The 15,157-nt window shown below is 68.6% G+C and carries 6 protein-coding genes, 1 tRNA gene and 2 rRNA genes; 8 read left to right on the top strand and 1 reads right to left on the bottom strand.

What is annotated here, in order from left to right:
• From EF387_RS03550 to EF387_RS03535, 4 genes are all read left to right on the top strand, one after another.
• A 23S ribosomal RNA gene (locus EF387_RS03550) occupies nt 1–106 on the top strand; the annotation flags it as partial.
• A 93-nt stretch (nt 107–199) separates the two neighbouring features.
• Nucleotides 200–316: ribosomal RNA gene (gene rrf / locus EF387_RS03545) — 5S ribosomal RNA — on the top strand.
• 116 nt (nt 317–432) lie between these two features.
• Nucleotides 433–1,095 (top strand): DegT/DnrJ/EryC1/StrS family aminotransferase, encoded by a 663-nt coding sequence (locus EF387_RS03540; protein ID WP_128374997.1) that lies wholly within the window; start codon nt 433–435, stop codon nt 1,093–1,095.
• A 116-nt stretch (nt 1,096–1,211) separates the two neighbouring features.
• Nucleotides 1,212–1,287 (top strand) — tRNA-Thr (locus tag EF387_RS03535).
• A gap of 60 nt (nt 1,288–1,347) precedes the next feature.
• On the opposite strand, the gene EF387_RS03530 is transcribed toward EF387_RS03535, so the two are convergent.
• A complete protein-coding gene (locus tag EF387_RS03530) occupies nt 1,348–4,104 on the bottom strand; it encodes a SpoIIE family protein phosphatase (RefSeq protein WP_128374974.1) in 2,757 nt (918 codons plus the stop codon).
• 450 nt (nt 4,105–4,554) lie between these two features.
• Here EF387_RS03530 and EF387_RS03520 point away from each other — a divergent pair, with 450 nt between their 5' ends.
• The 4 genes from EF387_RS03520 (at nt 4,555) to EF387_RS03505 (ending at nt 15,118) form a co-directional block, all read left to right on the top strand.
• Complete coding sequence (locus EF387_RS03520; RefSeq protein WP_162467072.1) at nt 4,555–9,927, top strand: HAMP domain-containing protein; 5,373 nt, start codon at nt 4,555–4,557, stop codon at nt 9,925–9,927.
• Nucleotides 9,928–10,245: 318 nt separating this feature from the next.
• Nucleotides 10,246–10,926 (top strand): response regulator, encoded by a 681-nt coding sequence (locus tag EF387_RS03515; RefSeq protein ID WP_128374971.1) that lies wholly within the window; start codon nt 10,246–10,248, stop codon nt 10,924–10,926.
• A 241-nt stretch (nt 10,927–11,167) separates the two neighbouring features.
• The gene (locus tag EF387_RS03510) at nt 11,168–13,987 is read left to right on the top strand and encodes a DNA translocase FtsK (RefSeq protein ID WP_238431315.1); all 2,820 of its coding nucleotides are present in this window, start codon (nt 11,168–11,170) and stop codon (nt 13,985–13,987) included.
• Between the two features lie 273 nt (nt 13,988–14,260).
• On the top strand, nt 14,261–15,118 hold the full coding sequence (locus EF387_RS03505; protein WP_128374969.1) for a helix-turn-helix domain-containing protein: 858 nt from the start codon (nt 14,261–14,263) through the stop codon (nt 15,116–15,118).
• Nucleotides 15,119–15,157 lie beyond the last annotated feature (39 nt).

Raw genomic sequence — 15,157 nt, 5'->3', positions numbered from 1 at the left:
CTTGATGGGGTAAGGCTCCCAGTAGACGACTGGGTTGATAGGCCGGATATGGAAGCACGGTAACGTGTGGAGTTGACCGGTACTAATAGGCCGAGGGCTTGTCCTCAGTTGCTCGCGTCCACTGTGTTGGTTCTGAAACCACGAACAACCCCGCCAAGGGTTTTTGTTGGCGGTGCGGGTGTTGAGTGTTTCATAGTGTTTCGGTGGCCATAGCGTGAGGGAAACGCCCGGTTACATTCCGAACCCGGAAGCTAAGCCTTACAGCGCCGATGGTACTGCAGGGGGGACCCTGTGGGAGAGTAGGACGCCGCCGAACAAATATTGAAATAGAGCTGGTTCCTCGACTTCGGTTCGGGGACCAGCTCTTTTTTGTTCGGCGTCACTTCGTGTTCACGTTGCCCGAGCAGCATCCCCGGTATGGGTACCGCTGCAATGCTCAGTGCCGCAGGCATCGGCGCCGGCGACGAGGTCATCGTGCCGGCGTTCGGGAACGTCGAGGTTGCCGAGGCCGTGAAGGCCGCCGGTGCGATGCCGGTGTTCGCCGACATCGATCCGGTGACGTACTGCCTCAGCGCAGCCTCCGTCGAGGCCGCGGTGACCTTCCGTACCGCGGCGCTGATCGTGGTGCACCGCTTCGGCAGGTCGGCTGACATCCCCGGCCTGCGTGAGGTCGGCCGACGCCACGAACTGCTGATCCTCGAGCAGGGCGAGTCCGAGACGCCATACGACGAGGTCGCTCGGCGTCGGGCCCACGCCGCCTACCTCAACGGGCGGCTGCGCGGGGTACACACCCCCGACGGCGGCGGTGAGCACACCTACCAGCAGTACATCGTGCGGGTGCCCGGCAACGGCCGGCCCGACCGTGACGCCTTCGCACGGGCCCTGCGGTCCAGAGGCGTCGAGTGCCGGGTGCCGGTGAAGACACCCGTGCACCGCATGCCCGGATTCCGGCGCGACATCCGTCTGCCGGAGACCGAACTGGCCTCCGACGAGACACTGGCGCTGCCCGTGGACGCCTCACTGACGAAGCGTGAGATGCACCGCGTCGTCTCCGCCTGCAACGCCCTCGGCGGCCTGCTTCAGCCCGCGTTCTAGGACCCTTCGGTTCTTCGGGTGCCGAGGCGCCCGCACCCGGGACGAGGTTGGGAGCACCTCTTCGTTCGGGGTATGATCTCTTCCGTTGCCGCGAAGGAAACCTCGCACGGCGACCGGCCCCTATAGCTCAGTCGGTAGAGCGTCTCCATGGTAAGGAGAAGGTCAACGGTTCGATTCCGTTTGGGGGCTCCACAACGAAAAGGCCTCGCCCAACAGGGCGGGGCCTTTGTCGTATGTGCGGGGTCCCCGCCGTCAGTCGTTCTGCAGCCCGGGCACCCGCATCGCCAGAATCGCCATGTCGTCCGACGGGGCGTCCGACGCGAAGCGTTCCACCGCGCGCATCACACGGGCCGCCACCGCGCCCGCCGTCAGGCCCGTGCACGTGGTGAGGACCTCCAGGAGGCCGTCGTCCCCCAACATGCGGGTGCCCTCCCGGCGTTCGGTGACGCCGTCCGTCACACACAGCAGGACGTCACCCGGATGCAATGTGATCGTCTGCTCGTACAGCTCCAGGTCCTCGAGCACACCGAGCAGGGGCTGAGGGTCGGCGGCCGGTTCGACCGAGCCGTCCTGGCGCAGACGCAGGGGCAGCGGGTGGCCGGCACATACGACCTTCAGTACGGCGCTGCCGTCCTCCTGGGGCCACAACTCGCCGTACAAGAGGGTGAGGAAACGACTGCGGGCGCCTTCGTCGAGGATCGCCGAGTTCAGGCGCTCCAGAACCGCCGGACCGTCGAAACCCTCACGGGCCAGCAAACGCAACGCATGCCGGGCGAGGCCCGTGACGGCCGCCGCCTCCGGGCCCGTACCGCACACGTCGCCGATGGCGAAGCCGTAGGCGCCGTCACGGATCGGGAAGAGGTCGTAGAAGTCGCCGCCGACCTCGTTGCCCTCGCCGGCCGCGCGATAGATGACGTCGACCTCGACGCCCGCCACCTGCGGGAGTTCCGGCGGGAGCAGGCTGCGCTGGAGGGACTGGCTGATGGCCATGCGCTCCGAGTACAGCCGGGCGTTGTCGAGAGCCAGGGCGGCTCTTCTGGACAGGTCCTCGGCCAGCTCCAGGATCTCCTGGCGGAAGTGTTCGTCCGACGGCTTGCCCAGCGTCAGCATGCCGATGACGCGGTTGCGGGCCACCAGCGGCAGCACCACCGTCTCACCGCCCACCGCGGCGGCGGTGGCGAGCGTGGCGCCGATGCCGGCACTGACGGTGGCGGGCTCGCCGCGGCCCAGCCTGCGCATGGAGGTCCGCAGGGCCGCCTCGTGCGCCGCGTCCGCGGGCGCCCTCCAGACGCGGGCGCCGGGTGTGGGGATCGGGTCCGGCGGGGGGATCCTGGACAGCAGGGCCTTGAGGTCGTCGATACGGTCCTCGTCCTCGTGGAGGACGTACGACAGATACGGCTCGGAGGCCTGGTCGGCGATCGTGTAGACGGCGCACCAGGTGGCCAGGGTGGGGATGGTCATCTGGGCCATCAAGGCCAGGGTCTGGTCGCGGTCCAGGGTGCCGGCGAGCAGGTCGGAGGCCTCGACGAGGAAGCTGAGTGAGCCACGGCGCAGCCTTTCCAGCTCCCCGAGGCGCGCGGACTCGACGGCAAGGGCGATGCGGTCGGCCGCGAACTGCAGGCGCAGGGCCTCCTCGTTGGAGTAGCGGGCCGGTGCCTCGGCGGCGACGCCCAGGGAACCGGTGAGGCGGCCCTCGACCTTCAGCGGGACCGTGACCACCGAGCGCATCCCCGTGCCGCTGAGCAGGGGGACCGCGCCGGGGACGGCCGCGAGGTCGTCGTGGACGGCTGGCATGCGGGCCGAGCCGTAACGCCCGGGGCCCGCCTCGACCGGTACGCGGGCGAAGCGCTGACGGGCCGACGGAAGGCCGGTTGAGGCCCGTACCTCCAGCTCCGTCTCGTCGTCGGTGGCCAGGAGGAGGAAGGCGGAGTCCGCGTCGAGCATGTCGCGGGCGCGCTCGACCGTGCGCTGCAGAAGGCCGTCGAGGTCGTCGGGGGCGGGGGAGCCGATGAAGACCTCGAAGGGGTCCGCGCCGCCTGTGCCGTCGGGGTGTGAGGCCGCCTCGGAGGCCGGGACGCGCAGCGGGGTCTGGAGGACGGCGCGTTCGTGGTCCCGTACGAGGAGACAGACCGTGGACGGTTCGCCGCCGGTGTCACGGACCCTCAGATGGGAGGCGTAGACGGGGATCACGCGGCCGTTGGCGTCGCGGATGCCGTAACTGCCCTCCCAGCGGGACAGTTGCAGGGCCTCCACGATTCCGGTGCTGGTGCCGGGGGTGTGCGGCCAGGCCGCGAGGTCGGTCAGCGGCTTGCCGATGACCTGTTCGGGCGCATAACCGAACAGGTCCTCCGCGTCCTCGTTCCAGGCCGTGATGGCGGAGGAGCGGTCGATCTGGACGACCGCCACCCTGACCCGGCCGTCGGCGAGCGGGAGGAGGTCGGAGGGGAGCGAGGGGCCCGCGGTCCGGGTGCCGACCGGGCGGTCGGGGAGGTCGAGCTGGAACCACACGTGTTTGCGGGTGGGGGTGTACTCGACGCCCCAGCGGCCGGCGAGGGCCGCGCACAACTGGAGTCCGCGGCCGCCCTCGCGGTCGGGGCTGCCCATGTTGACGGGCGAGCCCTGCAGGGGGATCTCGCGCTCCGGGTAGCGGTCGGCGACCTCGATGCGTACTCCGTCGTCCGCGCGCAGACACAGGACGTCGGCGGATGTGCCCGCGTGTACCACCGCGTTGGTGACCAGTTCGCTGGTGAGGACGACGGCGTCGTCGACGATGTCGGCGAAGCCCCAGCCCTGGAGGGTGTCACGGACGAACGAACGGGCGGTCGCGACGGATCGTCCGACGGGCTCGAAGCTGGCGGCCGCGCGCGCGGTGATCACAGAACTCCTCGTCCGGTTGTCGACGTGCGGGACGTGCTGGGGTTGCCGGTCGGCCGGCTCGCGCCGCTGCGGCGGCGGAGCACTCGGCCGGGGGTCCTGGGGAGGACCCCCAGGATGCAGTCCGGTGGTCATGGTGCGGCCGCCCCTCCGATGCCTGCCCGTGCCTGCCCGCTCGTGTTCTTGACACCGCCCAGGCCGGACGGACCGGCGTGGCTGGACAGCCGCATGCAAGGTTACTTACCTTCGCGGTCCATGCGGATGCCGGTCGCCACTGTTTACGTCCGGAGAGTGTGCGGACGATGTGCGAAGCTGCCGAACTGTTATGGCCTGGTTCAGCCATGGTGAAACACTGGGCAAGCTCCAGGAGAAGGTCCATGCAGCACCTGAGCATGCCGCGGAACGGTCGACCCTTGCGGGAGGGACACAGTGGAGTCTGGCGCAGCGACGCGAGGCACTCATACGCGCGCACAAGGCGAAGAGTCCACGAAGAAGCGCACCCAGGGCGGTGAGTCCACGAAGAGGCGTACGCAGGGCGGCAATTCACCGAACAATCACCGCAAATCGGGCGGCGGTACGACGGAGGTGGACACGGCGGCGCTGAATCGGCTGCTCGCCGCGTTGACCGCGATGCGGGACGGCAACTTCCGTAAGCGGCTGACGGTCTCCGGCGACGGCGCGATGGCGGAGATCGCCGCGGTCTACAACGAGGTGGCGGACCGCAACCTCCATCTGACCGGGGAGATCTCCCGGGTGCGGCGCGTGGTCGGCCGTGAGGGCAAGCTCACCGAGCGCCTGGAGGGCGGCGTCTGTGAGGGGTCCTGGGCGGCCGCGATCGATGCCTCGAACGCGCTGGTCGAGGACCTCGTGCGGCCCGTCTCCGAGGTCGGCAGGGTGCTGTCGGCGGTGGCGGAGGGCGATCTGTCGCCGCGCATGGAACTGCGCGCGCAGCCGCTGGACGGACCCGGCCATCCGCTGCGCGGCGAGTTCCTGAAGGTCGGGCGGACGGTCAACAACCTGGTCAACCTGCTGTCGACGTTCACCGACGAGGTCAGCCGGGTGGCCAGCGAGGTCGGTACCGAGGGCAAGCTGGGCGGTCAGGCCCGGGTGCGCGGAATGTCCGGTTCGTGGAAGGATCTCGCGGGCTCCGTCAACACGATGGCGTACCGGCTGACTGCTCAGGTGCGGGACATCGCCCTGGTGACGACGGCCGTCGCGAAGGGTGATCTGTCCCGGAAGGTCACGGTCGACGTGGCCGGGGAGATGCTGGAGCTGAAGGAAACCGTCAACACGATGGTGGATCAGCTCTCCTCGTTCTCCTCCGAGGTGACCCGAGTCGCCCGTGAGGTGGGTACGGAGGGCGAGCTCGGCGGCCAGGCGCAGGTGCCCGGCGTGGCGGGCGTGTGGAAGGACCTCACCGATTCGGTGAATCTTATGGCCGGCAATCTGACGGCACAGGTCCGAGGAATCGCCCAGGTGACCACCGCGGTCGCGAACGGCGATCTGTCGCAGAAGGTGACGGTGAGCGCGCGCGGTGAGGTCGCGCAGCTCGCCGAGACGATCAATCAGATGACGGAGACGCTGCGGACGTTCGCCGACGAGGTCACGCGCGTGGCCAACGAGGTGGGTGCCGAGGGGCGGCTCGGCGGACAGGCGAACGTCCCGGGTGCGGCGGGAACGTGGAAGGACCTCACCGATTCGGTGAACACGGTCTTCCGGAATCTCACCATTCAGGTGCGGGACATCGCCGCCGTGACGACGGCCGTCGCCAGTGGTGATCTGTCGCAGAAGGTCACGGTCGACGTGGCCGGCGAGATGCTGGAGCTGAAGAACACCGTCAACGGGATGGTGGACCAGCTGTCCGCGTTCGGGTCCGAAGTCACGCGCGTGGCGCGCGAGATCGGCGTCGAGGGCGAACTGGGCGGCCAGGCGCAGGTGCCGGGCGCGGCCGGTACCTGGAAGGACCTGACGGACTCCGTCAACACGGCGTTCAGGAACCTCACCGGTCAGGTGAGGAACATCGCCCAGGTGACGACGGCCGTGGCCAACGGTGACCTGTCGCAGAAGGTCACGGTGGACGTCTCCGGGGAAATGCTGCAGCTGAAGAACACCGTCAACACGATGGTGGATCAGCTGTCGAGCTTCGCCGACCAGGTGACGCGGATGGCCCGGGACGTGGGCACGGAGGGCCGTCTCGGCGGTCAGGCACGGGTGGACGGGGTCAGCGGCACCTGGAAGGAACTCACCGACTCCGTCAACTTCATGGCGGGCAACCTCACCTCTCAGGTGCGGCAGATCGCCCAGGTGACGACGGCGGTGGCGCGTGGTGACCTGTCGCAGAAGATCGACGTGGACGCGCGCGGCGAGATCCTGGAGCTGAAGAACACCATCAACACGATGGTCGACCAGCTGTCCGCGTTCGCGGACCAGGTGACCCGCGTCGCCCGCGAGGTGGGTACGGAGGGCCGGCTCGGCGGCCAGGCGCAGGTGCCCGGCGTCGCCGGTGTCTGGCGGGACCTCACCGACTCCGTGAACGGCATGGCGGGCAACCTCACCGCCCAGGTGCGCAATATCGCCCAGGTCGCGACGGCGGTGGCGCGTGGTGACCTGTCGCAGAAGATCGACGTGGACGCGCGCGGCGAGATCCTGGAGCTGAAGAACACCCTCAACACGATGGTGGACCAGCTCTCGAACTTCGCCGAGCAGGTGACTCGGGTGTCCCGTGAGGTGGGCACGGAGGGCATCCTCGGCGGCCAGGCCGAGGTGCAGGGTGTCTCCGGCACCTGGAAGGACCTCACGCAGTCCGTGAACGGCATGGCGAACAACCTGACCCTGCAGGTCCGCAACATCGCCGAGGTGACCACCGCCGTCGCCATGGGTGACCTGTCCAAGAAGATCACCGTGGACGCCAAGGGCGAGATCCTCGAACTGGTCACCACCGTCAACACGATGGTGGACCAGCTGTCGTCGTTCGCGGAGCAGGTGACGCGGGTGGCCCGTGAGGTGGGCACCGAGGGTCAACTGGGCGGCCAGGCGCGGGTGCCCGGGGTCACGGGCATCTGGAAGGACCTCAGCGACAACGTCAACCTGATGGCCTACAACCTCACCATGCAGGTGCGGAACATTTCGCAGGTCGCGGCGGCCGTCGCCAACGGTGATCTGACCAAGACGGTGACGATCGAGGCGCGCGGCGAGGTGGCGCAGCTCGCCGACACCTTCAACACCATGGTGAAGACGCTGAGTTCCTTCGCCGAGCAGGTCACCAAGGTGGCCCGTGAAGTGGGCACAGACGGCATCCTCGGTGGTCAGGCGCACGTGCCGGGCGTTTCCGGTACGTGGAAGGACCTCACCGAGTCCGTGAACCAGATGGCGTCCAACCTCACCGGTCAGGTCCGCAACATCGCGATGGTCACCACCGCGATCGCCAAGGGTGACCTGACCAAGAAGATCGACATCGACGCGCGCGGCGAGATCCTGGAGCTGAAGACCACGATCAACACGATGGTCGACCAGCTGTCGTCGTTCGCCGAGGAGGTCACCCGGGTGGCCCGCGAGGTGGGTACCGAGGGGCAGCTGGGCGGTCAGGCCCGGGTGCGGGACGTGGATGGCACCTGGCGCGACCTGACGGAGTCGGTGAACGAGATGGCCGGGAACCTCACCCGGCAGGTGCGTGCCATCGCGCGCGTGGCCACCGCGGTGACCCGCGGCGACCTCAACCTGAAGATCGACGTGGACGCCGCCGGCGAGATCCAGGAGCTTCAGGACTACATCAACAAGATGATCGCCAACCTGCGTGACACCACCATCGCCAACAACGAACAGGACTGGCTGAAGGGCAACCTCGCCCGGATCTCCGGGCTGATGCAGGGGCGCCGCGACCTCGCGGACGTGGCCTCCCTCATCATGAGCGAGCTGACTCCGGTGGTGTCCGCGCAGCACGGCGCGTTCTTCCTGTCGATGCCCCTCGACGACGGCAAGGACCTCGGCGGAGCCGCCGACGACGACGGGTACGAGCTGCGCATGCTGGGGTCGTACGGGTACTCGATGGGTTCCATGCCGACGTCGTTCCGGCCGGGGGAGGCGCTGATCGGGACGGCGGCCAAGGAGCGGCGCACGATCCTGGTGGAGAACGTGCCACCGGGCTACCTGAAGATCTCGTCCGGGCTCGGGGAGGCGCCGCCCGCCCATGTGATCGTGCTGCCGGTGCTCTTCGAGGGCACGGTCCTCGGTGTGATCGAGCTGGCGTCGTTCCAGCCGTTCACGCAGATCCAGAAGGACTTCCTCAACCAGATCGCCGACTTGATCGCGACGAGCGTCAACACGATCTCCGTCAACCAGAAGACCGAGATCCTGCTCGTGCAGTCGCAGGAGCTGACCGAGCAGCTCAGGGAGCGCTCGGCGGAGCTGGAGAACCGGCAGAAGGCCCTGCAGGCGTCCAACGCCGAGCTGGAGGAGAAGGCCGAGCTGCTGGCCCAGCAGAACCGCGACATCGAGGTGAAGAACACCGAGATCGAGGAGGCGCGGCAGGTCCTGGAGGAGCGCGCCGAGCAACTCGCCGTCTCCATGCGCTACAAGAGCGAGTTCCTGGCGAACATGTCGCACGAGCTGCGTACCCCGCTGAACTCGCTGCTCATCCTCGCCAAGCTGCTCGCCGACAACGCGGACTCCAACCTCACCCCGAAGCAAGTGGAGTTCGCGGAGACGATCCACGGCGCGGGTTCCGACCTGCTCCAGCTGATCAACGACATCCTGGACCTGTCGAAGGTCGAGGCGGGCAAGATGGACGTCTCCCCGACCCGGATCGCGCTGGTCCAGCTCGTGGACTACGTGGAGGCCACGTTCCGGCCGCTGACCGCGGAGAAGGGGCTCGACTTCTCGGTGCGGGTATCCCCGGAGCTGCCCGCGACGCTGCACACCGACGAACAGCGCCTGCTGCAGGTGTTGCGCAATCTGCTGTCCAACGCGGTGAAGTTCACCGACAGCGGGGCGGTCGAGCTGGTGATCAGGCCGGCGGGCGCCGACGTTCCCGTCAACATCAGGGAGCAGCTGCTGGAGACGGGTTCCCTGCGGGATGCGGACTCCGAGTTGATCGCGTTCTCGGTGACCGACACCGGTATCGGTATCGCGGCGAGCAAGATGCGGGTCATCTTCGAGGCCTTCAAGCAGGCGGACGGCACCACCAGCCGTAAGTACGGCGGTACGGGGCTGGGGTTGTCCATCTCGCGGGAGATCGCCCGGCTGCTCGGGGGTGAGATCCACGCGGCGAGCGAACCGGGGCGCGGCTCCACGTTCACTCTGTATTTGCCGCTGCACCCGAGCGAACTGCCGCCGCAGGGTTATGCGCAGCTCTCCCCGACCATGGAGCCCGGCGAACTGCTGGAGTCCGACGCGGCCGCCTCGGGCGTGGAGACGCCGGCCGAGGTGAGGTCGTACCAGGACACGCAGAACGGGCCTGCGGCGCTGTTCCGTCGCCGGCGCCGCTCGGTCGCGGTCGACCAGCAGTCCGCGGGGGCGGACGTGCAGGAGGACTGGCAGAACGGGATTCCGGAGGGCGCTGTTCCGCAGCGGCGCACCGTCCGCTTCGAGGGGGAGAAGGTGCTGATCGTCGATGACGACATCCGCAATGTCTTCGCGCTCACCAGCGTCCTGGAACAGCATGGGCTGTCCGTGTTGTACGCGGAGAACGGACGTGAGGGCATCGAAGTCCTGGAGCAGCACGATGATGTGACGGTCGTGCTGATGGACATCATGATGCCCGAGATGGACGGGTACGCCACGACGACGGCCATTCGCCGGATGCCGCAGTTCGCGGGGCTCCCGATCATCGCGCTGACCGCGAAGGCGATGAAGGGCGACCGGGAGAAGGCCATCGAGTCGGGCGCGTCCGACTACGTGACCAAACCGGTCGACCCCGACCACCTGCTGGCTGTGATGGAGCAGTGGATGCGGGCGGAGTGACCGCAGCCTCGGGGCGCGGCGTTCGGCGCGGCCCCGCTTCCGTGCCCGGTCCGGGGCGGTGCGGGGCGGGTCGGAGGCGGGACGGGCGCGTTGGCGCGCGTTGCTGACGGACTGTTGCCGACTCGGTGTAGAAACGCGGTATTCGGGGAACCTTCTGGTCTCCGCTTGCGTTTCTGCTACGTGCACAGTGACATCGCGGTGACAGGGTGTGTCGACAGGCGGGGTGCGGCTACCATGACCGGCACAAGGACGGGCGGCGCAAGGGAGTCGTCCCCTGGGGCGGCGCCCGGTGCACTGCCGGGGCGAGGAGGACGGGCCATGGTGCAGAAGGCCAAGATCCTCCTGGTCGATGACCGGCCGGAGAATCTGCTGGCGCTGGAGGCCATCCTCTCTGCGCTCGATCAGACGCTGGTTCGGGCATCGTCCGGGGAGGAAGCGCTCAAAGCACTGCTCACGGATGATTTCGCGGTCATTCTGCTGGACGTTCAGATGCCGGGAATGGACGGATTCGAGACCGCGGCGCACATCAAGCGGCGCGAGCGGACCCGGGACATCCCGATCATCTTCCTCACCGCGATCAACCACGGCCCGCACCACACCTTCCGCGGCTACGCGGCGGGCGCGGTGGACTACATCTCCAAGCCGTTCGACCCCTGGGTGCTGCGCGCCAAGGTCTCCGTCTTCGTCGAGCTCTACATGAAGAACTGCCAACTCCGCGAGCAGGCCGCTCTGTTGCGGCTCCAGCTGGAGGGCGGCGGGAAGACGGCGGTCGGCGGGGCCAAGGAACCGGCGGGACTGCTCGCCGAACTCTCCGCGCGGCTCGCCGCCGTCGAGGAGCAGGCCGAGGCCCTGTCCAAGCAGCTCGACGACGACTCCGCGGATGCCGCCGCGGTGGCCACCGCGGCCCATCTCGAACGCAAACTCACGGGTTTGCGCAGGGCGCTGGACGCTCTGGAGCCGGGGACGGGAAGCGCGCCCTCGCTGCCTTCGCAGAACTGAGGACGGCCGTCCGGCCTCGCACGTTCGGACGGCGGTGGGCGCGCCGTCGAGTTGCCGTGTACGGGCGTGAAGTCGCTCCGTTCGGATGCGCAGTTGTCACGGTTGGTACGTGCCCGAAATGGAGCGGTTGGCGCGCGCCCGAAATGGAAGCGTCAATTCCGTGCCCGCGCGCGAGCGACACGAACGGGTGAAGCGGTGGGCACACGTGTCCCCTGTCGTCTCCCCCGGTAACCTCACACCCATGGCCTCACGTCAGTCCGCCGCCAAGAAGGCACCCGCGAAGAAGGCGGCAGCCCCGGCGAAGAAGGCCGCTGCCAAAAAGCCCCCCGCGAAGAAGGCCCCGGCCAAGAAGACGGCCGCCAAGAAGGCGCCCGCCAAGAAGGCCGCGGCGAAGAAGCCCGCGCCCAAACCGGCCCCCAGTCCCACCGGCGGCATCTACAGACTCGTACGCGCGCTGTGGCTGGGAACGGCCCATGCCGTCGGTGCGGTCTTCCGCGGCATAGGCCGGGGTGCCAAGGGACTCGACCCCGCCCACCGAAAGGACGGCCTCGCCCTGCTCCTGCTGGCCCTCGCCCTGATCGTCGCCGCAGGTACCTGGTCCAACCTCCGCGGCCCCGTGGGTGACCTCGTCGAGATGCTGGTCACCGGGGCGTTCGGCCGACTCGACCTGCTCGTCCCGCTCCTGCTCGCGGCCATCGCCGTCCGCATCATGCGCCACCCCGAGCAGCCCGAGGCCAACGGCCGCATCGTCATCGGTCTGTCGGCCCTCGTCGTCGGTGTGCTGGGCCAGGTGCACATCGCCTGCGGCGCCCCCGCGCGCAGCGACGGTATGCAGGCGATCAGGGACGCCGGCGGGCTCATCGGCTGGGGAGCGGCGACCCCCCTGACGTTCACCATGGGCGCGGTGCTGGCGGTACCCCTCCTGGTCCTGCTCACCCTCTTCGGGCTGCTCGTCGTCACGGCCACGCCCGTCAACGCCATCCCGCAGCGACTGCGGCTGGCCTGCGTCAAGCTGGGCATCATCCAGCCGGAGCCGGAGGAGCAGACCGACACCGGCAGCGACGACGACGAGCGCTACGACGACCAGTGGCGTGACGCGCTGCCCGCGCGCTCCCGCAGGCGCGGACGTGCGCCCGACTCCTACGACCCGGACAGCGCCGAACAGGAGGCCCTCTCCAAGCGCCGCCGCCGGCCCGCCACCGCGCAGCCACCGCAGCCGGGCCGGCCGATGGACGCCGTCGACGTTGCGGCCGCGGCCGCCGCCGCGCTGGACGGTGCCGTCATGAACGGCATGCCGCCGTCGCCACTGGTCGCCGATCTGACGCAGGGCGTCCGGGTCGGCGACCGCGAGGAGACCACTCCGGTACCGAAGGCGCGCGGCAAGGGCTCGCGGAAGGCCGACGAGGACTCCGCCCGCAGTGCCGCGAAGGCCGCGGAGAACGCCGCCGGTGAGGAATCCGGAAGAGCGGCCGAGAACGGCGTCGAGGCGCCCGTCGAGACCGTCGGTGTGCCCGACCTGACCAAGTCCGCGCGGAGGGAGCCCCGCGACCTCCCGCCGCGTGCCGAGCAGCTCCAGCTCTCCGGCGACATCACCTATGCGCTGCCGTCGCTGGACCTCCTCGAGCGCGGCGGCCCCGGCAAGGCGCGCAGTGCCGCCAACGACGCCATCGTCGACGCGCTCACCACCGTCTTCACCGAGTTCAAGGTCGACGCCCGCGTCACCGGCTTCACCCGCGGCCCGACGGTCACCCGCTACGAGGTCGAACTCGGCCCCGCCGTGAAGGTCGAGCGGATCACCGCGCTCACCAAGAACATCGCGTACGCCGTGGCCAGCCCGGACGTCCGGATCATCAGCCCGATCCCCGGCAAGTCCGCGGTCGGCATCGAGATCCCCAACACCGACCGCGAGATGGTCAACCTGGGAGACGTGCTGCGCCTGGCGGAGTCCGCCGAGGACGACGACCCGATGCTGGTCGCGTTCGGCAAGGACGTCGAGGGCGGCTACGTCATGCACAGCCTCGCCAAGATGCCGCACATGCTGGTCGCGGGCGCCACCGGCTCCGGCAAGTCATCGTGCGTCAACTGCCTGATCACGTCGGTCATGATGCGGGCGACCCCCGAGGACGTCCGCATGGTCCTCGTCGACCCCAAGCGGGTCGAACTGACCGCCTACGAGGGCATCCCGCACCTGATCACACCGATCATCACCAACCCCAAGCGGGCCGCCGAAGCGCTGCAGTGGGTCGTCCGCGAGATGGACCTGCGCTACGACGACCTCGCCGCCTTCGGCTACCGGCACATCGACGACTTCAACGAGGCCGTCAGGAACGGCAAGGTGAAGCTGCCGGAGGGCAGCGAGCGCGAGCTGCAGCCCTATCCGTACCTGCTCGTCATCGTGGACGAGTTGGCGGACCTGATGATGGTCGCGCCCCGGGACGTCGAGGACGCGATCGTTCGGATCACCCAGCTCGCGCGCGCGGCCGGCATCCATCTCGTCCTGGCCACCCAGCGGCCCTCCGTCGACGTCGTCACCGGACTCATCAAGGCGAACGTGCCCTCCCGGCTGGCCTTCGCCACCTCCTCCCTCGCCGACAGCCGGGTCATCCTCGACCAGCCCGGTGCCGAGAAGCTGATCGGCAAGGGCGACGGGCTCTTCCTGCCGATGGGCGCCAACAAACCCACCCGTATGCAGGGCGCCTTCGTCACCGAGGAAGAGATCGCGGCGGTCGTCCAGCACTGCAAGGACCAGATGGCGCCGGTCTTCCGGGACGACGTCGTCGTGGGCAGCAAGCAGAACAAGGAGATCGACGAGGAGATCGGCGACGACCTCGACCTGCTCTGCCAGGCCGCCGAACTGGTCGTCACCACCCAGTTCGGGTCCACCTCGATGCTCCAGCGGAAGCTGCGCGTCGGGTTCGCCAAGGCCGGGCGGCTGATGGACCTCATGGAGTCCCGCGGCATCGTCGGACCCAGTGAGGGTTCCAAGGCTCGTGACGTTCTTGTGAAAGCCGATGATCTGGATGGAGTGCTCGCGGTGATCCGCGGGGAGGATCAACCCTAGAAAGCGGTGGGCCGATCTTCGTACGATGTCCGTTCGATCTTCGTACGGATCGCCCGTCCGGCCGAACGTGACTCACCCGTAAGGGAACTGTGAGCAACCGTTCCCCTGCGTCCAACGTCAAGTTGAGGGAAGGGACAAGTACATGTCCCAACATCAGGATGACGGGCCATTCTGATGGCGTACAAAGTAGTACCGCCCGGTTGCCCCACCCTTTCGTACCCCCCCTAGACTGAACTTCCAGCACAGGTGGCTACACGCTCGAAAGGCGCCCCCGTGTCCATCGGCAACTCCCCAGACGGCAACTCCCCTGAAGACGAGCGTCCGTTCGAAGACGTACCTGAGGGTGATCGTCCCTCGATCGGCCGTGCGCTGCGCGAGGCGCGGATCGCGGCCGGGCTGACCGTCGACGACGTCAGTACCGCCACCCGGGTCCGGATCGCCATCGTGCAGGCGATCGAGCAGGACAACTTCGCGGCGTGCGGCGGTGACGTCTACGCGCGCGGCCACATCCGCACCCTGGCCCGCGCCGTGCACCTCGATCCCGCTTCGCTCCTGGAGCAGTTCGCCGAGGAGCACGGCGGACGGCCCGCTCCCACCCCGGCAGCACCGCTGTTCGAGGCGGAGCGGATACGTCCGGAGCGCCGGGGGCCCAACTGGACCGCGGCCATGGTGGCGGCGATCGTGGTCGTGGTCGGCTTCGTCGGGTTCACGCTCTTCAACGGAGACGACAGCGGTAAGCGCTCCACGACCCAGGTCGCCGAAGGATCCAAGCCCTCCGTCGGCAAGTCGGCGACCCCCAAGTCGAGCCCGTCGAAGAGTGAGGACCCCAAGCCGGAAGTCTCGGACAGCGCCATCGCGGCGGCCCCCGGGGACAAGGTCACGGTCCAGGTGAGCGCCGCCGACGGCCGCAGCTGGATCTCGGCGAAGGACCACAACGGACGGAGCCTGTTCGACGGCACCCTGAACCAGGGCGACTCGAAGACCTTCCAGGACAAGGAACAGATCGACCTGGTGCTCGGCAACGCCGGCGCGATCCAGCTGTACGTCAACGGCAAGAAGATCGAGGACGAGTTCCAGCCCGGACAGGTCGAGCGGCTCAGCTACACCAAGGGCGACCCCGAGGTCGGCTGACGGCGCTCAGGCCCACACCCTCACGCGCGCGTGCCCCCC

The sequence above is a fragment of the Streptomyces cavernae genome (genome assembly GCF_004023625.1).
Lineage (GTDB): Bacteria > Actinomycetota > Actinomycetes > Streptomycetales > Streptomycetaceae > Streptomyces > Streptomyces cavernae.
Note: the sequence above shows the minus strand (reverse complement) of the source record. Positions and strands in the feature narration are given on the sequence as shown.

Bases quoted from the DNA above. Each gene is read 5' to 3' on its own strand.
- EF387_RS03540 (WP_128374997.1), top strand. From the start codon at position 433: ATGCTCAGTGCCGCAGGCATCGGCGCCGGCGACGAGGTCATCGTGCCG.
- EF387_RS03530 (WP_128374974.1), bottom strand. From the start codon at position 4,104: ATGACCACCGGACTGCATCCTGGGGGTCCTCCCCAGGACCCCCGGCCG.
- EF387_RS03515 (WP_128374971.1), top strand. From the start codon at position 10,246: ATGGTGCAGAAGGCCAAGATCCTCCTGGTCGATGACCGGCCGGAGAAT.
- EF387_RS03510 (WP_238431315.1), top strand. From the start codon at position 11,168: ATGGCCTCACGTCAGTCCGCCGCCAAGAAGGCACCCGCGAAGAAGGCG.